This window comes from Iodobacter sp. (genome assembly GCF_025352645.1).
GTDB lineage: Bacteria > Pseudomonadota > Gammaproteobacteria > Burkholderiales > Chitinibacteraceae > Iodobacter.
The window spans coordinates 1-20,433 of record NZ_JANXSO010000122.1 but is presented as its reverse complement, the minus strand read 5'-3'; the positions used below and the strand labels follow the sequence as shown (position 1 = coordinate 20,433).

Annotated in this window: 18 protein-coding genes; 7 read left to right on the top strand and 11 right to left on the bottom strand. The window is 47.5% G+C overall.

All coding sequences use genetic code 11. From position 1 onward, the window contains the following. The first annotated feature begins 9 nt into the window (after positions 1–9). Complete coding sequence (gene efp, locus Q0R17_RS13630) at positions 10–570, top strand: elongation factor P (protein ID WP_293935843.1); 561 nt, start codon at positions 10–12, stop codon at positions 568–570. A gap of 144 nt (positions 571–714) precedes the next feature. Continuing rightward, positions 715–2,637: a PAS domain S-box protein gene (locus Q0R17_RS13625; protein ID WP_293935842.1), complete on the top strand. Its 1,923-nt coding sequence runs from the start codon at positions 715–717 to the stop codon at positions 2,635–2,637. Positions 2,638–2,712: 75 nt separating this feature from the next. Here Q0R17_RS13625 and Q0R17_RS13620 read toward each other — a convergent pair whose 3' ends face one another. Beyond that, positions 2,713–4,785: a prolyl oligopeptidase family protein gene (locus Q0R17_RS13620; protein WP_293935841.1), complete on the bottom strand. Its 2,073-nt coding sequence runs from the start codon at positions 4,783–4,785 to the stop codon at positions 2,713–2,715. A 223-nt stretch (positions 4,786–5,008) separates the two neighbouring features. Here Q0R17_RS13620 and Q0R17_RS13615 point away from each other — a divergent pair, with 223 nt between their 5' ends. Next, a complete protein-coding gene (locus Q0R17_RS13615) occupies positions 5,009–5,290 on the top strand; it encodes a type II toxin-antitoxin system RelB/DinJ family antitoxin (RefSeq protein ID WP_293935840.1) in 282 nt (93 codons plus the stop codon). Next, positions 5,250–5,582: a type II toxin-antitoxin system YafQ family toxin gene (locus tag Q0R17_RS13610; protein WP_308446361.1), complete on the top strand. Its 333-nt coding sequence runs from the start codon at positions 5,250–5,252 to the stop codon at positions 5,580–5,582. Before Q0R17_RS13615 ends, Q0R17_RS13610 begins: the two co-directional genes overlap by 41 nt. Positions 5,583–5,694: 112 nt before the next feature. On the opposite strand, the gene uvrB is transcribed toward Q0R17_RS13610, so the two are convergent. Beyond that, a complete protein-coding gene (gene uvrB, locus Q0R17_RS13605) occupies positions 5,695–7,710 on the bottom strand; it encodes an excinuclease ABC subunit UvrB (RefSeq protein ID WP_293935838.1) in 2,016 nt (671 codons plus the stop codon). Positions 7,711–8,159: 449 nt separating this feature from the next. Here uvrB and Q0R17_RS13600 point away from each other — a divergent pair, with 449 nt between their 5' ends. Beyond that, positions 8,160–8,492: a hypothetical protein gene (locus tag Q0R17_RS13600; RefSeq protein ID WP_293935837.1), complete on the top strand. Its 333-nt coding sequence runs from the start codon at positions 8,160–8,162 to the stop codon at positions 8,490–8,492. Positions 8,493–9,242: 750 nt separating this feature from the next. Here the strand turns inward: Q0R17_RS13600 and Q0R17_RS13595 are convergent. After that, a complete protein-coding gene (locus tag Q0R17_RS13595) occupies positions 9,243–10,454 on the bottom strand; it encodes a Fic family protein (protein WP_293935836.1) in 1,212 nt (403 codons plus the stop codon). A 317-nt stretch (positions 10,455–10,771) separates the two neighbouring features. Here Q0R17_RS13595 and Q0R17_RS13590 point away from each other — a divergent pair, with 317 nt between their 5' ends. Beyond that, complete coding sequence (locus Q0R17_RS13590) at positions 10,772–11,815, top strand: hypothetical protein (protein ID WP_293935835.1); 1,044 nt, start codon at positions 10,772–10,774, stop codon at positions 11,813–11,815. Positions 11,816–12,026: 211 nt separating this feature from the next. Here Q0R17_RS13590 and acs read toward each other — a convergent pair whose 3' ends face one another. The 6 genes from acs to Q0R17_RS13560 all read right to left on the bottom strand — a co-directional run bounded on the left by acs (position 12,027) and on the right by Q0R17_RS13560 (position 16,805). Continuing rightward, complete coding sequence (gene acs / locus Q0R17_RS13585; protein ID WP_293935834.1) at positions 12,027–13,997, bottom strand: acetate--CoA ligase; 1,971 nt, start codon at positions 13,995–13,997, stop codon at positions 12,027–12,029. 333 nt (positions 13,998–14,330) lie between these two features. Continuing rightward, complete coding sequence (locus tag Q0R17_RS13580; RefSeq protein ID WP_293935833.1) at positions 14,331–14,768, bottom strand: acetyltransferase; 438 nt, start codon at positions 14,766–14,768, stop codon at positions 14,331–14,333. Between the two features lies 1 nt (position 14,769). After that, a complete protein-coding gene (locus Q0R17_RS13575) occupies positions 14,770–15,366 on the bottom strand; it encodes a hypothetical protein (RefSeq protein ID WP_293935832.1) in 597 nt (198 codons plus the stop codon). Beyond that, the gene (locus Q0R17_RS13570) at positions 15,326–15,481 is read right to left on the bottom strand and encodes a hypothetical protein (RefSeq protein ID WP_293935831.1); all 156 of its coding nucleotides are present in this window, start codon (positions 15,479–15,481) and stop codon (positions 15,326–15,328) included. The genes Q0R17_RS13575 and Q0R17_RS13570 overlap by 41 nt, the downstream gene beginning before the upstream one ends. Before the next feature lie 4 nt (positions 15,482–15,485). After that, positions 15,486–16,040 (bottom strand): GNAT family N-acetyltransferase, encoded by a 555-nt coding sequence (locus Q0R17_RS13565; RefSeq protein WP_293935830.1) that lies wholly within the window; start codon positions 16,038–16,040, stop codon positions 15,486–15,488. A gap of 159 nt (positions 16,041–16,199) precedes the next feature. Further along, entirely contained in the window at positions 16,200–16,805 is a 606-nt protein-coding gene (locus tag Q0R17_RS13560; protein WP_293935829.1) for a LysE family translocator, read from the bottom strand. A 477-nt stretch (positions 16,806–17,282) separates the two neighbouring features. Here Q0R17_RS13560 and Q0R17_RS13555 point away from each other — a divergent pair, with 477 nt between their 5' ends. Beyond that, a complete protein-coding gene (locus tag Q0R17_RS13555; RefSeq protein WP_293935828.1) occupies positions 17,283–18,749 on the top strand; it encodes a PLP-dependent aminotransferase family protein in 1,467 nt (488 codons plus the stop codon). Positions 18,750–18,856: 107 nt separating this feature from the next. Here the strand turns inward: Q0R17_RS13555 and Q0R17_RS13550 are convergent, their stop codons facing one another. Both Q0R17_RS13550 and Q0R17_RS13545 read right to left on the bottom strand, forming a co-directional pair. Next, a complete protein-coding gene (locus tag Q0R17_RS13550) occupies positions 18,857–19,270 on the bottom strand; it encodes a type IV pilin protein (protein ID WP_293935827.1) in 414 nt (137 codons plus the stop codon). A 136-nt stretch (positions 19,271–19,406) separates the two neighbouring features. Then, positions 19,407–20,433 (bottom strand): esterase-like activity of phytase family protein (locus Q0R17_RS13545; protein ID WP_293935826.1); only part of this gene is annotated, 1,027 nt, incomplete at its 5' end.

The following is a 20,433-nucleotide window of genomic DNA, read 5'->3' as shown; positions in this document are numbered from 1 at the left end:
GCAATGGCAATCAAAACTGCACAAGAAGTTCGCGTTGGTAACGTAATCATGGTTGACGGTCAACCTTGGGTCGTTCAAAAAACCGAAAACAGCAAGTCTGGCCGTAACTCTTCTGTTGTAAAAGTAAAAGCAAAAAGCTTGCTGGGCACTTCTGCATCAGAAAACGTTTACAAAGCGGATGAAAAATTTGAAGTAGTTACATTAGATCGCAAAGAATGTACTTACACCTACTTCGCTGATCCAATGTATGTATTTATGGATACTGAGTTCGAACAGTACGAAATCGAAAAAGACAATCTGGGCGATACCATCAACTTTATCGAAGACGGCATGCAAGATGTTTGCGATGTAACCTTCTACGACGGTAAGGCTATTTCGGTTGAAATGCCTACAACCATCGTGCGTGAAGTGGTTTACACCGAGCCAGCAGTTCGCGGCGATACTTCAGGCAAAGTAATGAAGCCAGCCCGTCTGGTGAATGGCTTTGAATTGCCAGTTGCGGCATTTATTGAAATCGGCGACAAAATCGAAATCGACACACGCTTCAACGAATTTAAAAAACGCGCTTAATCGCCGTTATGAATCAAATAAGCCACCTTGCAGAAGGTGGTTTTTTTTGTGCTTGAAAAACGTAAATTCAAACCAGCACGAAGTATTTTCTGAATTGCTTGGCAGTAGCTATAGTGGTATCAGCCCTATTGAATATTGCCCTTTATGACCCAGCCTCCTATTCCCCCTGATGAAACCGAGCGCTTGCATCTTTTGCACGCGCTGGGGCTGCTTGATACCGAAGCAGAGCCTGCTTTTGATCTGATTACGCGTTTGGTTTCTCAAATCCTGCAAGTGCCTATTGCCTTGGTTTCTTTGGTTGATGAGAACCGGCAATGGTTTAAATCCCGAGTGGGGCTAGATGCCACAGAAACGCCGCGTGAATTCGCTTTTTGCGCCCATAGCATTATGAATAGAGGCCCTATGCTTGTGCAGGATGCCACGCAAGACGAGCGCTTTGCGGATAATCCGCTAGTGACTGGCCAGCCTAATATTCGTTTTTATGCAGGCATGCCGATTCGAAGCGCTGGCGGTTTGGCGCTTGGTACGCTCTGTGCGATTGATTCAAAACCCCGTGTCCTCACTAAAGATGAAGTGAGTATTTTGGTGGCTCTTGCCGATTTGATTAATAAAGAAGTGCAAATGCGTGAGGCCGTGTTACTTGCACGCAGCCAGATGAATTATTCACAGAAAAAAATTCAGGCTATTGAGGCACGATTCCGTACGGTATTTGAGCGAGCCGGAGTGGGTATTGCCTTGGTTGCACCAGATGGTGGTTGGATTAGTGTGAATGATGCGCTTTGCCAGATCGTTGGCTATAGCAAGGCTGAATTATTCCAGCTTACATTTCAGGACATTACTTATCCAGATGATCTTGATAGCGATCTCAACCTATTACAGCAGCTAGTGGCTGATAAAATTGATCGTTATCAGCTTGAAAAGCGTTATATCTGTAAAAACGGCAGCACGGTATGGGTGCAGCTAGTGGTGACCAAGTATGTGGGCCAGACGGGTGAGCTTGATTATTTTGTGTCGGTTATTAAGGACATACAGGCAAAGAAAGAGGCAGAAGCATCGCTTGTGGCCTTACAGCTTTCTTTGGAAGAGCGTGTGTTGGCCCGCACTCATGATTTACAAGAGGCTAATGCAAAGCTTTCTTCAGCCATTGCTCAGCAGCAGCAATCAGATCAAGCATTGCGTAAACGCGAAGCAGAATTAAGCATGGTGATTGAAAATGCTAATGATGCTTATGTATGCACAGATCAGGCGGGTGTCATCATTGAGTGGAATCACCAGGCCGAGCAGACTTTTGGCTGGAGCGCATCAGAGGCCATTGGCTGCGCCTTAGATGAATTGATTATCCCCCCAGAAATGCGCGAGGCACATCGAGCAGGGATGAAGCATTATCATATTGCTGGTGAGCACAAGGTGCTTAATCAGCGGCTAGAGCTACCCGCCTTACGGCGCGATGGGAGTGTGCTACCTACAGAGGTCAGAATTCGTGCCTTACATCTTGATGGGCAAGTTATTTTTAGTGCTTTTTTGCATGATATTACTGAGCGCAAACAGGCCGAATTAAAGCGTGAGCACGAGGCAAGGCATGATTTGCTTACTGGGCTACCTAATCGGCGAACGCTGTTTGAGCTGATTCCACAAGCGATCTCAAGGGCAAATCGTCTACGTGTTCCTCTGGCTATTGTATTTCTTGATTTAGATGGCTTTAAAGCGGTGAATGACACGTATGGGCATGAAGCGGGCGATGCCGTTTTATGCGCAATTGCCCAGCGCTTGCGTGAAAGTGTGCGCGACACCGATACGGTTGTACGCTTGGCTGGAGATGAATTTACGCTGATTTTAGAGCTTTTAAGTGGAGGTGTTCAGGATGCGTGTGTATTAGCAGAAAAGCTGCTGTTGCGTATTCAGGAGCCTATCTTACTTGGCCAAAACACTGCACATGTCAGTGCCAGTATTGGTATTACTCTTTATTTGCTCGGCACCGAAAAAACACCTGACCAATTAGTGAATACCGCCGATGCAGCAATGTACGAGGCCAAGCGAGCGGGTAAATCAAGAGTATGTGTGCAGTAGCTTTCTGCAAAATATCATGGCTTAGTATTTATTAGCTGAGGGTGGGCGTAATAACGCACCCACCCTTAGCTATTATTACTTCAGCATCTTCCACAAAAAGCTGTATTCCAGCGCGGTCATGTCGGCTTTTTGCTTATTATCGGCCGCACCTGCGTGGCCGCCTTCCATGTTTTCAAAATACCACGCCGATTTCACCCCCATGCTTTGCATTTTCGCCATCATTTTGCGTGCATGCCCTGGGTGAACGCGATCATCTCGGGTGGAGGTGGTGAAGAGGATATTTGGGTATTGAGTTTTGACTTTGATATTTTGATAAGGCGAATATTTGCTGATGTAATCCCACTCGGCGGGTACATCCGGATTGCCGTATTCTCCCATCCACGATGCGCCTGCCAGCAGCTTATTAAAGCGGCGCATATCCAGTAGCGGCACTTGGCAAACCACGGCACCGAATAGATCGGGGCGCTGTGTCATCATCACACCCATCAATAATCCACCATTACTGCCGCCCATAATGCCGAGTTTTTTAGGCTGGGTGATTTTCTTGCTAACGAGGTCTTCTGCTACGGCAATGAAATCATCGTAAGCTTTCTGACGGTTTTCTTTGAGTGCGGCTAAATGCCAGCGTGGGCCAAATTCACCACCACCACGAATATTGGCCAGCACATACACGCCGCCTTTTTCTAGCCAAGCCTTGCCAACACCCGCTGAATAATAAGGGGTAAGGCTCACCTCAAAGCCGCCATAGCCATACAGCAGTGTTGGGGTATTGGCATCGAGTTTTAAGTTTTTAGGCTTAACAATAAAGTAGGGCACATGGGTGCCATCTTTAGAAACGGCTTGGTTTTGTGCGATTTCCATTTTGCTGGCGTCAAAAAAAGCGGGGCGTTGTTTAAGCAGCTCGCGCTCATCGCTGCCTGCTTTAGCAAGGTAAAGCGAATCTGGCGTCAGAAAATCGGCATGGGTAAAGAAATAATCATCGCTTGAATCGGCATCAATCGCCGTGGCACCAATACTGCCAAACGCGGGTGCATTGACGCTGCGTTGCGCCCACTGCCCATCTTTAAAGCGCCATTCGGTGAGGCGGCCTTTTACATTATCTAGTGATTCGATCAGCAGATAGTTTTTAGTGGCAGTTAGCCCGTTAAGCGAGGTGCTTAGGCTAGGCGTAAACAGCGGCGTAAAATCTCGTTTACCGGCTTGGAAAGCATCAAAATTAATCGCCAGCAGGCTGCCGCTTGGCCAAGTCTTATCGCCTATCGTCCACGCAGCTTTTACTGTAACTAGGAGCTGAGCACCAAAAAACTGCACGTTGGCGTCGTCCGGAATCGCTATGCGGCTGAGTTTATCGCCGCTTCTTAGATAAGTTTCATTGGTGTAAAACGTGACGCCACGGCGGATGATTTCGCGGCGAAAGCCAGGTTCTTCTGCCACAAGCGCCGAAACACTAATATCGGTTTTTTGCCCTTCAAAAATCGTCTTGGCGCTAGCCAGTGGTGTGCCGCGCTGCCAAAGCTTAACAATACGTGGATAGCCCGAATCAGTTTGGCTGTCTTTACCAAAATCGGTGGCAACAAAGATGGCGTCTTTACCTTGCCAACTGATTTCTGATTTAGCCTCTGGTAGGCTAAAGCCATCTTTAACAAAGGCTTTTTGATTTAAATCGAATTCGCGGGTTTCCACCGCATCGGCACCGCCTTTAGAAAGGCTAATTAAGCAGCGATCATATTCTGGATAGCGGCATTCAGCGCCCTTATAAACCCAATTGGCATTTTCGTCCTTGGCTAATGCATCTAAATCTAATACGGTTTCCCATTCTGGATTGGCCGTTTTATAGCTGGCTAAAGTTGTGCGTCGCCAAACTCCGCGTGGATGCTCGCCATCGCGCCAGAAATTATAAAAATAGCCACCCATTTTATTTACATAGGCAATGCGTTCTTTAGAATTAAGAATATCCAGCACATCATTTTTAAGCGGAGCAAAACTTGCTTCTTTTTCTAGCATGCTACGGCTGGTGGCATTCTGCGCCTTCACCCAATCTAATGATTTTTTACCACCGACGTCTTCCAGCCACTCAAATTGATCGCTAGCTGCGTGGGCTAGTAGGCTGGCGCTGGCCAGTGCCATTGAAAGTAATACCTTTTGCATATTCTTCCTTTGCGTGATCAATAAAATTACTAAAAATACATGCTAAATGAATACAAATGTATAGTGGATTATATTAATTGATAAGGTTTTTAAGCAGTAATAAAACAAGAAGGCCGCTGCAGAAGGAAGGCGATGCACTGCTCCTAATTTGTTCCTAGGATAAAAGAGCCAACTTGACTGTATCTCATCTGAGATACATGATAAACCATCAGGAGGTCAAATCATGACTACACATACTTCAATGCTTCATGTTCGAATTGATGACGAGACTAAAGCACAGGCAACTCAGACTCTGGCAGCGCTGGGGATGTCGATGTCTGATGCTGTGCGGCTTTTTTTGCATCGCGTGGTGGCAGACCAAGCGTTTCCATTAGAGCTAAAAGTGCCTAATGCTCAAACGCGTGCCGCAATGGAAGAGTCTCGGGCCATGATGGCTGCTCGCCAAGGCCGTTTTGCAACTGCCAATGAATTGTTTGATGACATTGAAACGAACAGCGACAAGTAAACGCGCGCCCCTGCCTAGAGCATCAGATTACGTAAAATCTTTCCTTAAAGATTGGGAGCGCTTATCACGTTCAGGTCGCTATGACATGAATCGGCTTAAAGAAGCCATGCTGCTTTTGATCGCTAACGATGCCCCGCTGGGGCCAGAATGGCTTGATCACCCGCTAAAGGGAGATTGGGCCAATTATCGCGAGTGCCATATCGGTGGCGATTTTCTATTAATTTATCAGCTCGAAGCCAATGTGATTATCTTTGTGCGCACGGGATCGCATGCTGATTTATTTAATGAATAATGGCTAGGTTTCGTTATTCTCGCACCGGGGGATCCAGTATTTGCACTGGCCCCCGTTGGATTTTCCCCGTGAAACTCCGTGTTTCAAGAGTTAGGTTTAGATAAAACTAAAATCAATTCCCAAACACCTGATCCCTCAGCATTTTTAGCTGATCGCGCAATTGGGCGGCTTTTTCAAATTCTAGATTTTTGGCCGCGTCTATCATTTCTTTTTCGAGGCGTTTCAATTCTTTAGCGAGGGATTTTTCGTCAAATTCATTGAGCATTTTTTGCCGCTTCATTTCTAATCTTGCGGCTACGGCTTCTTCCTCGTTATATACGCCATCAATCATATCTTTAATACGTTTAACGACGCTGCGCGGCGTAATGCCATTGGCCAGATTAAATGCGGTTTGTTTGGCACGGCGGCGCTCTGTTTCGCTAATGGCTTTTTCCATCGACTTGGTAATTCGATCGGCGTAAAGAATGGCTTTACCATTTAAATTACGCGCGGCGCGGCCGATGGTTTGAATTAAGCTGCGCTCTGATCTTAAAAAGCCTTCTTTATCGGCGTCTAAAATCGCCACCAAGGACACCTCAGGGATATCCAAGCCTTCGCGTAATAAGTTAATCCCGATCAGCACATCAAATACGCCAAGGCGCAAATCGCGCAGGATTTCCACTCGCTCTACGGTATCAATATCGGAATGCAAATAGCGCACTTTTACGCCGTGCTCGCTTAAATAATCAGTCAGCTGCTCGCTCATGCGTTTGGTCAGCGTGGTGACCAGCACCCGCTCGCCAATATCGGTGCGTAAGCGAATCTCTGAGAGCAAATCATCCACCTGCGTGCCAACAGGGCGCACCTCAATCAGCGGATCGACCAAGCCGGTTGGCCGCACCACTTGCTCCACCACTTGGCCCTGATGCTTGGCTTCGTAATCCGATGGCGTGGCGGAGACAAACACCGTTTGCGGCATCAGCTGCTCGAACTCTTCAAATTTCAGCGGCCGGTTATCGAGCGCGGAGGGCATACGAAAGCCATAATCGACCAGATTTTCCTTACGTGATCGATCGCCCTTATACATCGCGCCAATTTGCGGGATGGTGACGTGGCTTTCGTCGATAATCATGATCGAATTGGGCGGCATATAGTTGATCAGCGTCGGCGGAGCAGAGCCTGCAGGCTTGCCAGAGAAATGCCGCGAGTAGTTTTCAATGCCCTTACAAAAGCCCATTTCAATCAGCATTTCTAAATCAAAACGGGTGCGCTGCTCCAACCGCTGCGCTTCGACGAGTTTGTGTTCTTTGTAATAAAATGCCAGCCTATCAGTCAGCTCAGCCTTGATGGTTTCGATGGCTTCTAGCACTTTTTCACGCGGGGTAACGTAATGGCTGCTAGGGAACACCGTAAAGCGGCCCACACGCTGTTTGATGTGTCCTGTAAGCGGATCGAATAATTGCAGCGTTTCTAATTCATCATCAAATAAATTCACCCGCAGCGCCAATTCGGCCGATTCGGCGGGGAAGATATCAATCACATCGCCGCGCACCCGAAAACAGCCACGGCTAAAATCGGTGTCGTTTCTATCGTATTGCATGGCAGTCAGGCGTTTAATCATATCGCGCTGGGCAACGCGCTCGCCTTCTTTCAGATGCAAAATCATCTTATGGTAGGAGCTAGGATCGCCAATCCCGTAAATCGCGCTAACGGTGGCCACAATAATACAATCCGGCCGCTCTAAAATCGCCTTAGTGGCAGAGAGTCGCATCTGCTCGATATGCTCATTAATCGCCGAATCTTTCTCGATAAATAAATCGCGGCTGGGCACATAAGCTTCGGGCTGGTAGTAGTCGTAGTAAGACACGAAATATTCAACGGCATTTTGCGGAAAGAATTCACGCATCTCCGAGTAAAGCTGCGCCGCCAGCGTCTTATTCGGCGCCATCAAAATAGCCGGCCGCCCCGATTGGGCAATCACATTGGCCATCGTATAAGTCTTACCCGAGCCTGTTACCCCAAGCAGGGTTTGATACTGCAAACCATCATCCAGCCCTTCAAGCAGCTGAGCAATGGCCGTCGGCTGATCGCCCGCAGGCGCAAATGGCTGAAACAGGCGATAGGGGCTGCCGGGGTAATCGACAAACATGGGCAAGATCCTGTGTTGACGAGGCGAAGTATGCTTATTCTACCCAATAGAACGCTCGTCCGCTTTAATGGTTTGAGGGCTAATAGGTAGGGGAAGGTTGTGGGTTTGTGTGGAGTGGTTTGTTGGAGGCACAATTCATTGTGCGGGGATGGGAGGGTGTGCCTAGGTTAATCTGTTTCGAATGCAAGTAAGCGTGTAAACAATCAGCAAGCAATTTGATTTAATCTTTTGGTTTTTTAGTTGCAAAGAGTAAACTTGGAGTAATGTTGCCGTTAAAATTACTTTGCCTAGGTTTTGCAATAAGCAAGCAAGGTAAACCATGGTTAATGTTTTCTAACTGAATGAACTGTGGTCTGACCCCAGTTTTCAGTTTTATTGAGACTCACTGCTGTATGGCATCAGGGTAATAAGGCTCCAGGCCAATTTCATTAATTACATATAGGTTCGTTATGGCAAAAGAATATATTGAAATTGACTCCATAAGGATTGAACTGGCCGACATTTATTCAGTGTGGGTAGATCAACCAATAATTGGGGTAAATACTGAATCTAGTTCTCAGGGCCACTATATTGGCGGTGCTTTGTTTCTGTTGATGGCTGGTGTGGTGAACATTATTCTAAGAAAAAATAAAGATAAAAAGAAAGTGGGGGGTATTCAATACTTGTTGAATGTAGCAACAAATAATGGAACAATATATAAATTTGAATCTAATAGCATTGACATTCCAGAGGTGCTACAAGAATTGGCTTTGATGTCACGATTAACCCCCTTGGTTCGGTAAATTACCGGTTAATTTGTAAATTGTAAATTCAGCATGGTAAGTTTGGATAAAGTTTTATCAGCCAAAGAGTTTATTTATAGTATGTATTTTTAATTAACAACGGTTAATTTTATTAATTAAAAATATTGTTAATTTAATGGGTAGGTTCATGCACAGTTTTATTATGCGGCACTTATTGGCTGAGCCAATAATTCGGAACGTCCGTTTTCGCAACGGCCTTTTTGTCTTTATTCTTGTATCTTTTCTTTGGCCAGTTTGGGAATCACTTCAAGGAAAATATGAGGGGTTTGTTGTGCCTATTATGTTACTTCTGAATTACATGGCATTTCAGTTCCATTGGTCTAAGGCGGTGACGATTGTTCTCCGTATTACTGCATTGGTTTGGCTTGCTTTTGCCTGTTTTTTTACCGTGTTGACCTTCAGTAAATTGTTCTAATCAATGTAGCTTGGGCTAAAGCTTTATCAGCCTTATGTGCATCAAGTTAAGACAAAAACATAGTAAAAACGCTGCTTTTCATAAGGTGTGCAAGTTGTTTTTCTTGCGCACCGCCCTTCGGTGCGCAACGACTACGTCGTTGTACACCCTATAAAAACCGATTCGTTCCATGACAAAAGTTTAATTTGATGCCTATAGGGCTAAAGCTTTATCAGCCCAATATTTTTATTCACTGAGATGCATTGGCCAGATAAAGCATGCCCAAACTACACGTGCTATATTATAAATTGATCAATCCTATATGTTTATTTAAATTAAAACCTCTCTGCACTTTTTCTAGCATCTAATAGCGCATGATCTAAACCAGAAACCAGTAAATTTAAAACAGCATGGGCGTGGAAGACTCGGTTTCTTTGTCGTTCTGGCATTGCTAAGCGGAGGATATCTAATTCAAGTAGCACATCAATCGCTTTATTGGCGCGTACAAACGATACGTCAAGCTGCTGGGCTATGGATTTTACGGTAAGTACGGGTTGGCCTAGTAATAAGGGCATTATTTTGTGCACGACCGAATCACTGCGAAGTCCTTTTAATGCGATTTCCCATTCGGTTTGTAATTGGCTAAATTGGCTAATTAGATTTTGTGTATGGCGGCAACTAGCAATCACGCATTCAAGAAATAATTTGGCCCATGGTGAATAGTCGAGGCGTTTTTGTGCGCTTTCTAATGCCAATACATAATCAAGCTGGCGAATTTTTAGAAAGCTGGCTAAGTGAATAGGCGGCTCTTGATCGGCCAAAAATAGCAGGGGAAGTAATAAGCGGCCCACGCGGCCATTGCCATCCAAAAAAGGATGGATACCCTCGAAATAGGCGTGGGCAATGGTTGCTCGGCGAAAAAGAGCAGGTGCTCTAACTTGCTCATTAAATGGATTCGCCATAAAGCGCATCAGCGATGTCATTAATTGGGGAACCTGTTCGGCAGGTGGCGGGATATAAATGGCATTTTCTATTTTCATGCCACCAATCCAGTTTTGCACCCTGCGATACTCCCCTGGCGTGGTGCGTGGATGGCCATTAAGTAGTTGTCGGTGCAAAGCTAAGATCAACCCATCAGTGAAGCCGTCTTGGCCTTGCTGAGTTATTTGCTCAACACCAAGAGCGTAAGCTGAAACATAGTTCAGTGTGGTTAAGGCATCGTCTGTGCTGGCTATGTCGTGTATGGCATCTAATTCGTATAAAAGCAGCTCGCTAAACTGTGTGCGAGTGCCTTCAATCTGGCTACTGTCGACGGCTTCGCGGCGATTGAGCGCATACATCAGTTTTGCTGCGCCGGAGAAATCGGCAAGTGCTGATTTAAGCCGGTCTAATTCAAGCCGAGCGATGGCACTGAGCGTATCGCAGTCTTTGAACGGCACTTCAATATCGATTGCAGGCGGAATAACAGCGACTGTGCCCGAGTGGTTTGGCACGGGGACTGCTGTTTTACGGAGCAGTGGGTGAAGATCAGAGGGACGCATAAGCATTAATAAGATGTTTGTTATTAACTATTGTAGCAGTTAAGCGTTAATAAGGACGCGCTTGTTGATGGATAAGGAGCTAAGGCCTTTTCGTATTCATTCCCCAATTGACCTATACGTCATCCCCGAATGTATTTATCGGGGATCCAGCAGAGGTACTGGATTCCCGATGGGAACACTCGGGAATGACGATCTTATTAAGGAGGCATTTTCGGAAGTTATTTCGTGCCATATCCTATTCCTCATTTTGCTTTGCATTCGCTGCCCTGCGGCGTATCCATTAAACTGTCGCCATTGTTGAATCACGCACAGAAGCACTCCCAATGATAAATACCCCCCATTACTGCGAATTGAATGCTCAGCACCGCGCTACGGCTGCTGCTCATGTGCGCGATATTGTCAGCGTGGCGATTGGTCATCGCAGCGATGACGCGGCTTTGATTGTTTACGATGTTGAATGCCCCTTGGCGCAGCTGTTATCCGATAGCTATCAGCTGGCTTTGCCTAGCGCGCAAGTGATTGAAATCAGCAGCGTTGATAATGATGCGGTGATGGCGGCGTTTCATGCTCAGCCTGCGGGGGCTTTGGTGGTGTTGATTCAGTCGACGCATTTTCGCCTTGATGCTTATCGCTTGCGGGTGCAGTTGTTTAATCAAGAGTTAAAAGTGATCGAGCATGTGCATCTGGCGCGCATGGTGGCGGATGAAGCGCCTTTGTATATCGAATCGCTGGCTTACGATGCCGACTATTATCGCGGTACGGGCGCGGCCTTGCAGGAGCGGATTAATGTGGCAGCGCATGCGCGCATCAGCAGCGGCGAGGGCCATGAGCTGATCTATGCTGGGCCACTTGAGGGTGCCAAGTTGAATGTCGGCGATTACCGCCAAATGAAGCATATTGGCGGGCAGTTTCCGATTGGCGAGGTGTTTACCGAGGCGCGTGATTTAACCCAGCTGAGCGGGCGCGCCGATATTTTTGTGTTTGGGGATACTAGCTTTCATTGCAATTTTCCTGCCCTGCCGATTACTTTGATTGTTGAGCAAGGCTGTGTGATTGGGGTGGAAAACAGCACGCCGTATTTTGATGAAGTGCTGGCTAAAATCCGCGCGGTTGAAGGCGAAGTGTGGGTGCGTGAATTGGGCTTGGGCCTCAACCGTGCCTTTAGCCAGGACCGAACCGTGAGCGATATCGGCACTTTTGAGCGGCAATGCGGCATTCATCTATCGCTCGGCGCTAAGCACGGCAGCTACAACAAGCCGCAATTTAAACGCAAAGACACACGTTTTCATATCGATGTCTTTGTTGCGGCAACGGGCGTGTATTTAGGCGATGAAAATGTCTATATCGATGGGCAATGGCGGGTGTAAATCATCATGCTTTTAGCTTGCTGCTGATTGATCTGTTTTCGATTGCTGGTGCAATGCGCAGCGCTTATGGTCACCTTAGAATCTGAAGGGGATTAGAGCTTGCAAGTGGTCATCTATTTTTGCTTAAAAAAAAGGCCCCGAATCTGATTCGGGGCCTTAAAAGCTGCCGTGACGCAGTTCTTAGTAAGCGGTTTTTATAAGTACTCGCCGTTTACAGCGCGCTGTGGCGCAGTTGTTCTAGGATTGCTGGGTTTTCTAGTGTGGAAATATCTTGAGTGATTTCTTCACCCTTGGCGATATTTCTGAGCAGGCGGCGCATGATTTTACCGGAGCGGGTTTTAGGTAGATTGTCGCCAAAGCGGATTTCATCCGGCTGAGCAATTTTGCCAATCTCGTGGGCAACCCATTCGCGTAGCTGCTTGGCTATCAGCTTGCCTGCTTCGCCTTCAGGGCGATCGCCCTTGAGCACCACAAAGGCCACGACTGATTCGCCCTTGATTTCGTGCGGTCTGCCTACTACGGCGGCTTCTGCGACCAGTGGGTTGGCGGCCAGAGCCGATTCAATTTCCATGGTGCCAAGGCGGTGGCCAGATACATTCAGCACGTCGTCGATGCGGCCCATAATCCAGATATAGCCGTGCTCGTCGTAATGCGCCGAATCACCAGCAAGGTAGTACTTGCCGTTAAATTCATCTGGGAAGTAAGTGCTCTTAAAGCGCGCTGCATCGTTATAAATGGTGCGAACCAAGGATGGGAAGGGGCGAGTAATCACCAGCGATCCGCCCTTGCCTGGCTCTACCGGCGCGCCAGATTCGTCCACAATCGCCGTCATAATACCCGGCAACGGCAGGGTGCAAGAGCCCGGTTTTGTGGCGACTGCGCCTGGCAATGGGGCGACCATATTGGAGCCGGTTTCGGTCTGCCACCAAGTATCCACAATTGGGCAACGGCCGCCACCGATGGTCTCGTGATACCACATCCACGCATCAGGATTAATTGGCTCACCCACGGTGCCCAAGAGGCGCAGGCTGGATAAATCGTATTGCTTAGGTAGATCGCCGCCCAGTTTAATCAGCGAGCGGATGGCGGTAGGCGCGGTGTAAAAGGTGGTGACCTGATGTTTTTCGATCATCGCCCAGAAGCGGCCAGCATCGGGGTAAGTGGGCACGCCTTCAAATACCACTTGCGTCGCGCCAATACCCAGCGGGCCGTAAGTAATATAGCTGTGGCCAGTAATCCAGCCCACATCGGCGGTGCACCAGTAAACATCGTCTTCTTTGTAATCGAACACCCATTTCATTGATACTTGCGTACCCAAGAAATAGCCCGCGCTGGAGTGTTGAATACCCTTAGGCTTGCCTGTGGAGCCAGATGTATACAGCACAAAGAGTGGATCTTCTGCATTCATCCATTCTGGCTCGCATACATCCAGCTGGCCTTTCACCAGCTGATGCCACCAAACGTTATTGCTTTCGCTCCAATGATCGGGCTTGGTGCCGGTGCGTTGGAAAACAATCACTTTTTCGACAGATTCACAATTGCCAAGACCTAAAGCTTCGTCAGTCATGGCTTTCAGCGGGGTCGCTTTGCCGCCGCGTACCGATTCATTGGCGGTAATCACAATTTTGGCCGTTGCATCTTGAATGCGATCGCGCAGTGCACCAGCAGAGAAGCCACCAAAGACTACTGAGTGGATGGCACCAATCCGTGCGCAAGCTTGCATGGCGATGACGGCTTCGATGCTGTGTGGCATGTAAATCACCACACGATCACCCTTGACCACGCCAAGGCTCTTTAAGCCATTGGCGAATTGGCAAACGCGGTGATACAGCTCGCGGTAAGTCACGCGGGAGACTGAGCCATCGTCGGCTTCAAAAATAATCGCTACTTTGTTGGCACGGCTTTCTAGGTGGCGATCTAAGCAGTTGTAAGAGACATTCATTTCGCCGTCTTCAAACCACTTAAAAAACGGCGCGTTTGATTCATCCAACACCTTGCTAAAAGGCTTTCTCCAGCTGACTAACTCGCGGCCCAAATCACCCCAAAAGCCTTGGTAATCGCTATTCGCTTTCTCACAAAGGGTGTGATAGCCCTCCATGCCGGATACATTGGCCTTGGTGCGGAAATCGTCGGAAGGGGGAAACAGACGGGTTTCCTTAAGTACGGAATCAATGCTGCTCATTTAGGCTTCCTTCTTGCAGAGATAGTCAGATAAATCGGATCAAACCCAGAGTATCAGCGCACCTTTTACAAGGCTAATCGTGTTTTTTGATGGGGAGAATCAAAAAGGCTGATGTGAGGGTTTCTATGTAGTTTTCATCAGAAGGTGATGCATAAGGCGTGTGTGTTTTTTGATGGGGGGAATCAGAAAGACTGATGTGCGGTGTTTTACGCACATAGCATCTTCAATCTCAGGAGCGGTTAAAGCTGCTCCTGAGATTGAAGATGCTTTAAGCAGACAGGCTTAATATGAACGCACTGGCGGGGCTCTTGCCTGTTTTATTGATTGGGCCTTTTATGCGGAAAGCTGCATATGCAAAATGGGGAATCGCTTGCCCATGCCATCAAGCTCAGAGCGACTGATGATTTTAAAACCCATGCGCTCATAAAAACGAATCGCTTGGGTGTTTTGTTCATTTACATCCACTTTGCTTGCCTGATGATGAGTGATGGCATCATTTAAAAGCATACTGCCTATTCCCAGTCCTCTATGCTCAGGAGCAATAAACAGCATATCAATATTGTCCTCGCTTAAGCCAATAAAACCGCATATCTTTGTCTGATTATCTTTTGCGCATTGTAATGAGACTGCTGGGAAGAAATCGCTCAGCATTTTTGATTTATAAAATTGAATATCGTCTTCAGATAAAAAATCATGCGTGGCCCGTACCGATGATTCCCAAACGCTTAATAGCTCAGGGTATTCATTGGGGGTAATCGCTAAAATTTGCATATTATTGTTTCCATAAATAAATAGAATCTTTGCCATTACCACTCAGCGATTTATTTTGTTCAACCATGATATAGCGTGTTTTACCTTCGGCAATTAGCTTAAAGGCTTGTAATCTGGTGCGATAGCCAAGGATGTCCAACCCTGTTTGCATTTGTTGAAAATCTGCAGGCGAATAGATCACCGTCACGTCCGAGCTATTGGGGTAGTGAAACGTTGTGCGGCTCATATTGCCCTGAGCATCAAAACTTAAATGCTCAATTTGGCTGTCATCTTGGCAATCGCTCACGCTGGTTTCAAAGCGTTGCCCCGCAAGCTCAATAGCCGAGCTCACTTTGCTGGCATTGGTGGCGATTAAAACATAGGTGCCTTTTTTATCTTTGACGCCTCCCAGCCCTGGCTCGCAAAGCATGGCGGCAAAGGGCAGGTGTGGGTTTTCCGGCAGACGATACACCGCGCTGCCGCCGCTTAAGCCCTCACCCCAGCTGTATTGGCCATTGGCATCATAGCTAAAGCTGCCTTTGGGAATAATAGGGCTGCTGATGCTGGCACCCGCATCACTAAGCTTTGCAATAGATCGCCTGCGTATCGCTGGCGGCATAGTGGTAGGCCAGATATTCGCTGCTGCTAAGGGGGGCTGCGGGTGTTACCGGATCGCTGCCACCACCGCCACAGGCTGATAAGGCGAATGTAAAAAGACAGATTGCAGATTTCATATGATTAATTCTTAGTGAATGCCGGTAAAAAATCAGAATTTAATAATCCATAAATTAAATCATTGTGCCATTGCTGATTTAATTTAAAGTTATCCCTGATCCTGCCTTCTTGTATAAAGCCTGAATTTTCTAATAGTTTGCTTGAGGCGATATTTCCTTCGGTCACTGTGGCGGTGATTTTGTGGAGTAAACAGTCATTAAAGGCAAATTGCAGTACGGCTTGCAAGGATTCTTTGCCATAGCCTTTACCTTGCTGGCTTGGGTGCAATAAATAGCCCACTTCGGCCTGCTGATAAGGCAGCCATTTGGCCATAAAGCCAGTTACCCCAACGGGAGTGTGATTGGCTTTATCAAAAATAACCAAGCATAGCCGGTGCACGCTGTGTTTATTCCAAGCTGCTAGGCGGCTATTAAATTTTTCATTTATTTCATCGGCAGATATAGGGTCGCCTACATATTTCATTGTTTCTGGATGTTGATAAAGTTGGGTGAAAAAACCTCTATCTGCTTCGGTGAGAGACTTAAGGATTAATCTTGGTGTTTCTAAACAGATGCTCATCTTATGGCCTGTTGTTTTTTAATTCATGGCTAAGAAATGAATAATTCATCAGTGAGATATATTTACCCTCTTTGATTTCGCACTCCCGGCTGATACCCTCTAAAGTAAAATTAAAGGCTTGCAGAAGCTGCTGCGATTTTACGTTTTATATTTCTTTCCCTAAGCTAATAAAGCCAATTCACCTTGTAATAAAAATAATGCGGTAATGGCCATTAACCCTGCCATCGTGCCATTAAATAGCTTTAATTTTTTGGGAACGAGCAAATGCTGGCGTAAAGCATCGCCCAGCCATGCCCAAATACAGATGCAGGGTAAATTAATCAAAGCGCATAAAACGGCTAAGCCCGCTGCGGCGAGCATGCTATTTTGCTCGGCAGGCAAAAACAGAATTACGGTGTTGATCACCATCACCCATGCTTTGGGGTTAATCCACTGAAATAGCGCTGCGGCTAAAAAGCTCATGGGTTTAGCGGCTTCTTTGCCCTCAGGCGATGCGGCTTTCCATATTTTCCACGATAGCCACAATAAATAAGCGCAGCCAAATACGCCTAAAATGGGGCGTACTGTATTAATACTGCTCATCACCCAAGCCAGAAGTACGCCAACGATAAACACCTGAATGCCGTGGCCAATGCTAATGCCAAATAAATGCGGAATGCTGCGGCGAAAGCCAAAATTGCCGCCAGAAGCCGCTAGCATCAGGTTATTAGGGCCGGGGGTGACGGACATCAGCGAGACATAACTCAATAAGGCGGGGTTAAACATAGACTTGGCTCTGTATAGATAACAATTCATCATAAAAGCTTCGTCATAAAGGTTACAGTGTCATTACCTGCTAATTTTTATGGGTACAATTTAGACATTGCGGTATTATCCAAAATGGATAGGTTTTATCTTGTAGTTGGGGGATGACTTTGCGCTGAATACGGTACTCGCTGGTGGTCAGCCTACAACCTAGCGATGGCGCGCGCAGCCCTATTAAGCGTGCCTTTGGAGGAAAGAGCCGCAATATACGCAGGCTCGCCACATTGTTTATGCCCTTGTGATAAAGCATAAACTCCTCCGATAAAGCGTCATAAATCGCGAAAAAATGCAGCACATGTTAAACAAGGTGAGCAAAGCCGCTTCCGGTGAAGCCGCTAATTACTGCGGCGAAAGACAAAGTGATCGCCCTCAGCCACCAGCATCGGATTGTTACAGCCCCATCGCTGAGCGCGGAACAGCCCTTGCACGCAATTGTGAATGAAACGTCAACAGAGCCTAGTGATGCAAATAGATACGCTTTATCAGCAGTTGGCCAATGATTTTGCGCTGGCGATCAGCCACGGTTCTTTACCGCCTGGCTCCAGATTGCCATCGGTACGTAAAACGGCACAAAGCCGCAGGCTGTCTTTGAATACGGTACTCACCGCCTATCGAATGCTGGAAGACCGTGGCCTAGTGGTGGCTAGGCCACAATCTGGCTATTACGTGCGCAGCCATTTGCCTATGCTGCCAACAGGCAAAGTAGGCGCAGCGCCTAGCTCGGCTCAAGGCCCCGCTGGTGAAGTGCTGGATTTAATCGGCGCGGCTTTATTGGCCCAGCAAACGCCGGGCTATATCAATCTGGCCTTAGCCTGCCCCAAGGGCGGCGATTTTTACCCCAGCAATAAGCTAGCGCGAATCATGGGGCAGGTGCTCAGGCAGAATCCGGGCATGGTCAGTAGCTATGCTTTGCCGCCCGGATCAGAGCGATTACGCACCCAAATTGCCCGCCGCAGCGTAGAGCTGGGGATGTCATTGCAGGCTGAAAACATCGTGCTGACTCATGGTTGTATGGAGGCTTTGCAATTATCGCTACGTGCTATCTGTGTGCATGGCGATGCCGTGGGGATTGAATCGCCTACCTACTTTAATTTGTTGCCGCTGTTCAGCAGCTTAGGTTTAAAGGCGGTTGAAATACCGACTGATCCGCAAACGGGCATGTCACTCGATGCGCTTGAGCAATTGTTGGTTGATGGCCAGTTGCAGGCCATCGTGGCCATGCCCAATGTGCACAATCCCCTGGGCTGCAGCATGCCGCTGGAAAACAAGCGGCGGCTGGCTGGCCTGTTAAAGCGTTATGAAGTCCCCTTGATCGAAGACGCGCTTTACGCCGAATTACAATTTGCTGAAGCCTTTTCCCCAGCGGTAAAAGCGTTTGATGAAGAAGGTTGGGTGTTAATTTGCGCCAGTTACACCAAGACGCTGGCCCCTGATTTTAGAATTGGCTGGGTAGAGGGCGGGCGTTTTACCGAGCAGATTCGTAAGCTTAAATTCTCTTATTCCGTAGCCGAATCTTTGGTGCTGAGCGAAACGCTGGGCTTGTTTTTAGAATCGGGCGGTTACGATCATCATCTGCGCCAGCTCAAGCGCCGCTACGCCATTCAGGTGGATAAAGTACGCGCATTGATCGCCGAGCATTTTCCGCAGGGCACCAGCGCCACTCAGCCTGCTGGTGGGTTTTTATTCTGGGTGGAGCTGCCAGCCAGCTGCGATAGCGTTAAATTATTTCACCGCGCTATCGCAGAGAAGATCAGCATCTCGCCCGGCCCGCTGTATTCCCCCAGCGGCCGCCATACCTCGGCGCTGCGTTTATCCTGTTGCCAGCCTTTGGATGAAAGCTATATCCAGGCTTTAGTCCGGCTGGGCGAAATGGCGCAAGACATCATGGATGAGGCGCTTTGTTGAGCTCCTTAAGGGGGGATCTTTGCAAAGGGGCTAATATTTAATTGCCGGCAGTCAATTGAGTTACATCCTTGTATGGAGAATGGCTCTTTTATATAAAACGCAACGCTTTATTTGGCCCAGCATTTGCTTGGGGTTTGAATGGTGTTGGCGTTATTGAGCATTAGCTCAATCACTTTGCATTCACTATCTTTTGTTTGTGCTCCCTGTGCTGTTGCCTGTGCAACAAAACCATTGCTGCCAATACTAGGAAGAAGGGTGATGCGGTAGTAGCCGTTTTCGCTTAAATAACCGCTATCCGCGCCTAGCCCCAGCTGGCTAATCGTTCCATAAGATGTGTTATTCGCACGATATTTTTCCTGTGTTTGCAGCAGCTTGCTTAGGCTAACATAGGCATCCGTGCGATGAGATCTCAGAATAAAGCTGCTGTATGAGGGGAAAGCAATGGCAGCCAGAATGCCAATAATCGCGACCACAACCATAAGTTCGATCAGGGTAAAAGCGTTTTGTTTATAGCGGTGCATTATGCGTCTTCTTATAAATAATCAACGATTAACAAGCTTTGTGTGCTTATTTATAAGTGATGGATAATGTTGTTTATACCTTTTTATGCCAAATGCGGCATTGCTGCCGCATTTGGATATACACACCATGCGCCAATTAATTAACGCTGTATTCCTTAATATCTTTAGGTAGTTTAAATAGCCATAAACGAGAAGGAGCTTGCGTTGGATCGCCTCGGCTAATGTTGAATTTCACCGCATCGGCGGCGGCCGCTACGCCGTCAATTTTGCAGCCACTTAATTTGCCATCGCTAATCACGCAATCGGTGGCAGTTTTGCCCTTGGCGTCTTGCAGGCTGGCTTTGATATCAAAGTCATTGTCATTCACGATGGCGATGGTTTTGCCATCGATCATGGTTAAGCCCTCTGATTTCTCGGCCAGATAGCCAAAGCTCGCCACATCGTAATCAAATAGCTTGCTGCGTTTTACCATTTGCACGGCGGCTAAATCACTGGCGGAGCCAAATTCTAGTTCGCGTTTATCAGCCAATAATTTGCCGCTTAGATCGGTGGCGCTGCTGATATCGATCAGATAAATACTGCGATGCATCAGGCCGTCTTTTTGGATGCCTTGCTCAATCAGCAGAAAGCGCGTGTCAGATATCGCCAGCAGATCGCCAATTTTTAGCTCCTTACTTTTGGCGTAGTTGGCATCAATTGGGTAGGCAAACATGCGGGTGGCTTTGCTAACCGGATCGTATTCGGTGATACGGGTAAACAGCGCCTTGCTTGATTTATTATTTTTACTGTCGGTGATTTCCAAATTGCTTTGGATCGCGCCGTAGATCTTGCCGTTTGGCGTAATGGCAATGCCTTCAAAACCACGGTTAGGTTGGCGATTGGCGAGTACGGCAGGTAGGCCACCTGCACCGGGGTAAAGTTTTTCTAAAATCTTACCGGTTTTTGGATCGAGGCGGATCAGGAAGGGGCCGTATTCATCGCAAATCCATAAATCACCATTTTTATCGACCACGATGCCTTCCGGGTCGATGCCGTTTTTATCGGTGGCGAGCGTTTGCAGGGTATCGGACAGAGGCACTTCTTTGCTGGAGCCGATTTCATTGGCTGCCGTTGGGCGACCTGTGGTTTTGCTGCCGTCGGCATTTAAAATATCAGTGACTGAA

Bases quoted from the DNA above. Each gene is read 5' to 3' on its own strand.
- Q0R17_RS13625 (WP_293935842.1), top strand. From the start codon at position 715: ATGACCCAGCCTCCTATTCCCCCTGATGAAACCGAGCGCTTGCATCTT.
- Q0R17_RS13620 (WP_293935841.1), bottom strand. From the start codon at position 4,785: ATGCAAAAGGTATTACTTTCAATGGCACTGGCCAGCGCCAGCCTACTA.
- Q0R17_RS13615 (WP_293935840.1), top strand. From the start codon at position 5,009: ATGACTACACATACTTCAATGCTTCATGTTCGAATTGATGACGAGACT.
- Q0R17_RS13610 (WP_308446361.1), top strand. From the start codon at position 5,250: ATGAATTGTTTGATGACATTGAAACGAACAGCGACAAGTAAACGCGCG.
- uvrB (WP_293935838.1), bottom strand. From the start codon at position 7,710: ATGTTTGTCGATTACCCCGGCAGCCCCTATCGCCTGTTTCAGCCATTT.
- Q0R17_RS13600 (WP_293935837.1), top strand. From the start codon at position 8,160: ATGGCAAAAGAATATATTGAAATTGACTCCATAAGGATTGAACTGGCC.
- Q0R17_RS13595 (WP_293935836.1), bottom strand. From the start codon at position 10,454: ATGCTTATGCGTCCCTCTGATCTTCACCCACTGCTCCGTAAAACAGCA.
- Q0R17_RS13590 (WP_293935835.1), top strand. From the start codon at position 10,772: ATGATAAATACCCCCCATTACTGCGAATTGAATGCTCAGCACCGCGCT.
- acs (WP_293935834.1), bottom strand. From the start codon at position 13,997: ATGAGCAGCATTGATTCCGTACTTAAGGAAACCCGTCTGTTTCCCCCT.
- Q0R17_RS13580 (WP_293935833.1), bottom strand. From the start codon at position 14,768: ATGCAAATTTTAGCGATTACCCCCAATGAATACCCTGAGCTATTAAGC.
- Q0R17_RS13575 (WP_293935832.1), bottom strand. From the start codon at position 15,366: ATGCCGCCAGCGATACGCAGGCGATCTATTGCAAAGCTTAGTGATGCG.
- Q0R17_RS13570 (WP_293935831.1), bottom strand. From the start codon at position 15,481: ATGAAATCTGCAATCTGTCTTTTTACATTCGCCTTATCAGCCTGTGGC.
- Q0R17_RS13565 (WP_293935830.1), bottom strand. From the start codon at position 16,040: ATGAGCATCTGTTTAGAAACACCAAGATTAATCCTTAAGTCTCTCACC.
- Q0R17_RS13560 (WP_293935829.1), bottom strand. From the start codon at position 16,805: ATGTTTAACCCCGCCTTATTGAGTTATGTCTCGCTGATGTCCGTCACC.
- Q0R17_RS13555 (WP_293935828.1), top strand. From the start codon at position 17,283: ATGAAACGTCAACAGAGCCTAGTGATGCAAATAGATACGCTTTATCAG.
- Q0R17_RS13550 (WP_293935827.1), bottom strand. From the start codon at position 19,270: ATGCACCGCTATAAACAAAACGCTTTTACCCTGATCGAACTTATGGTT.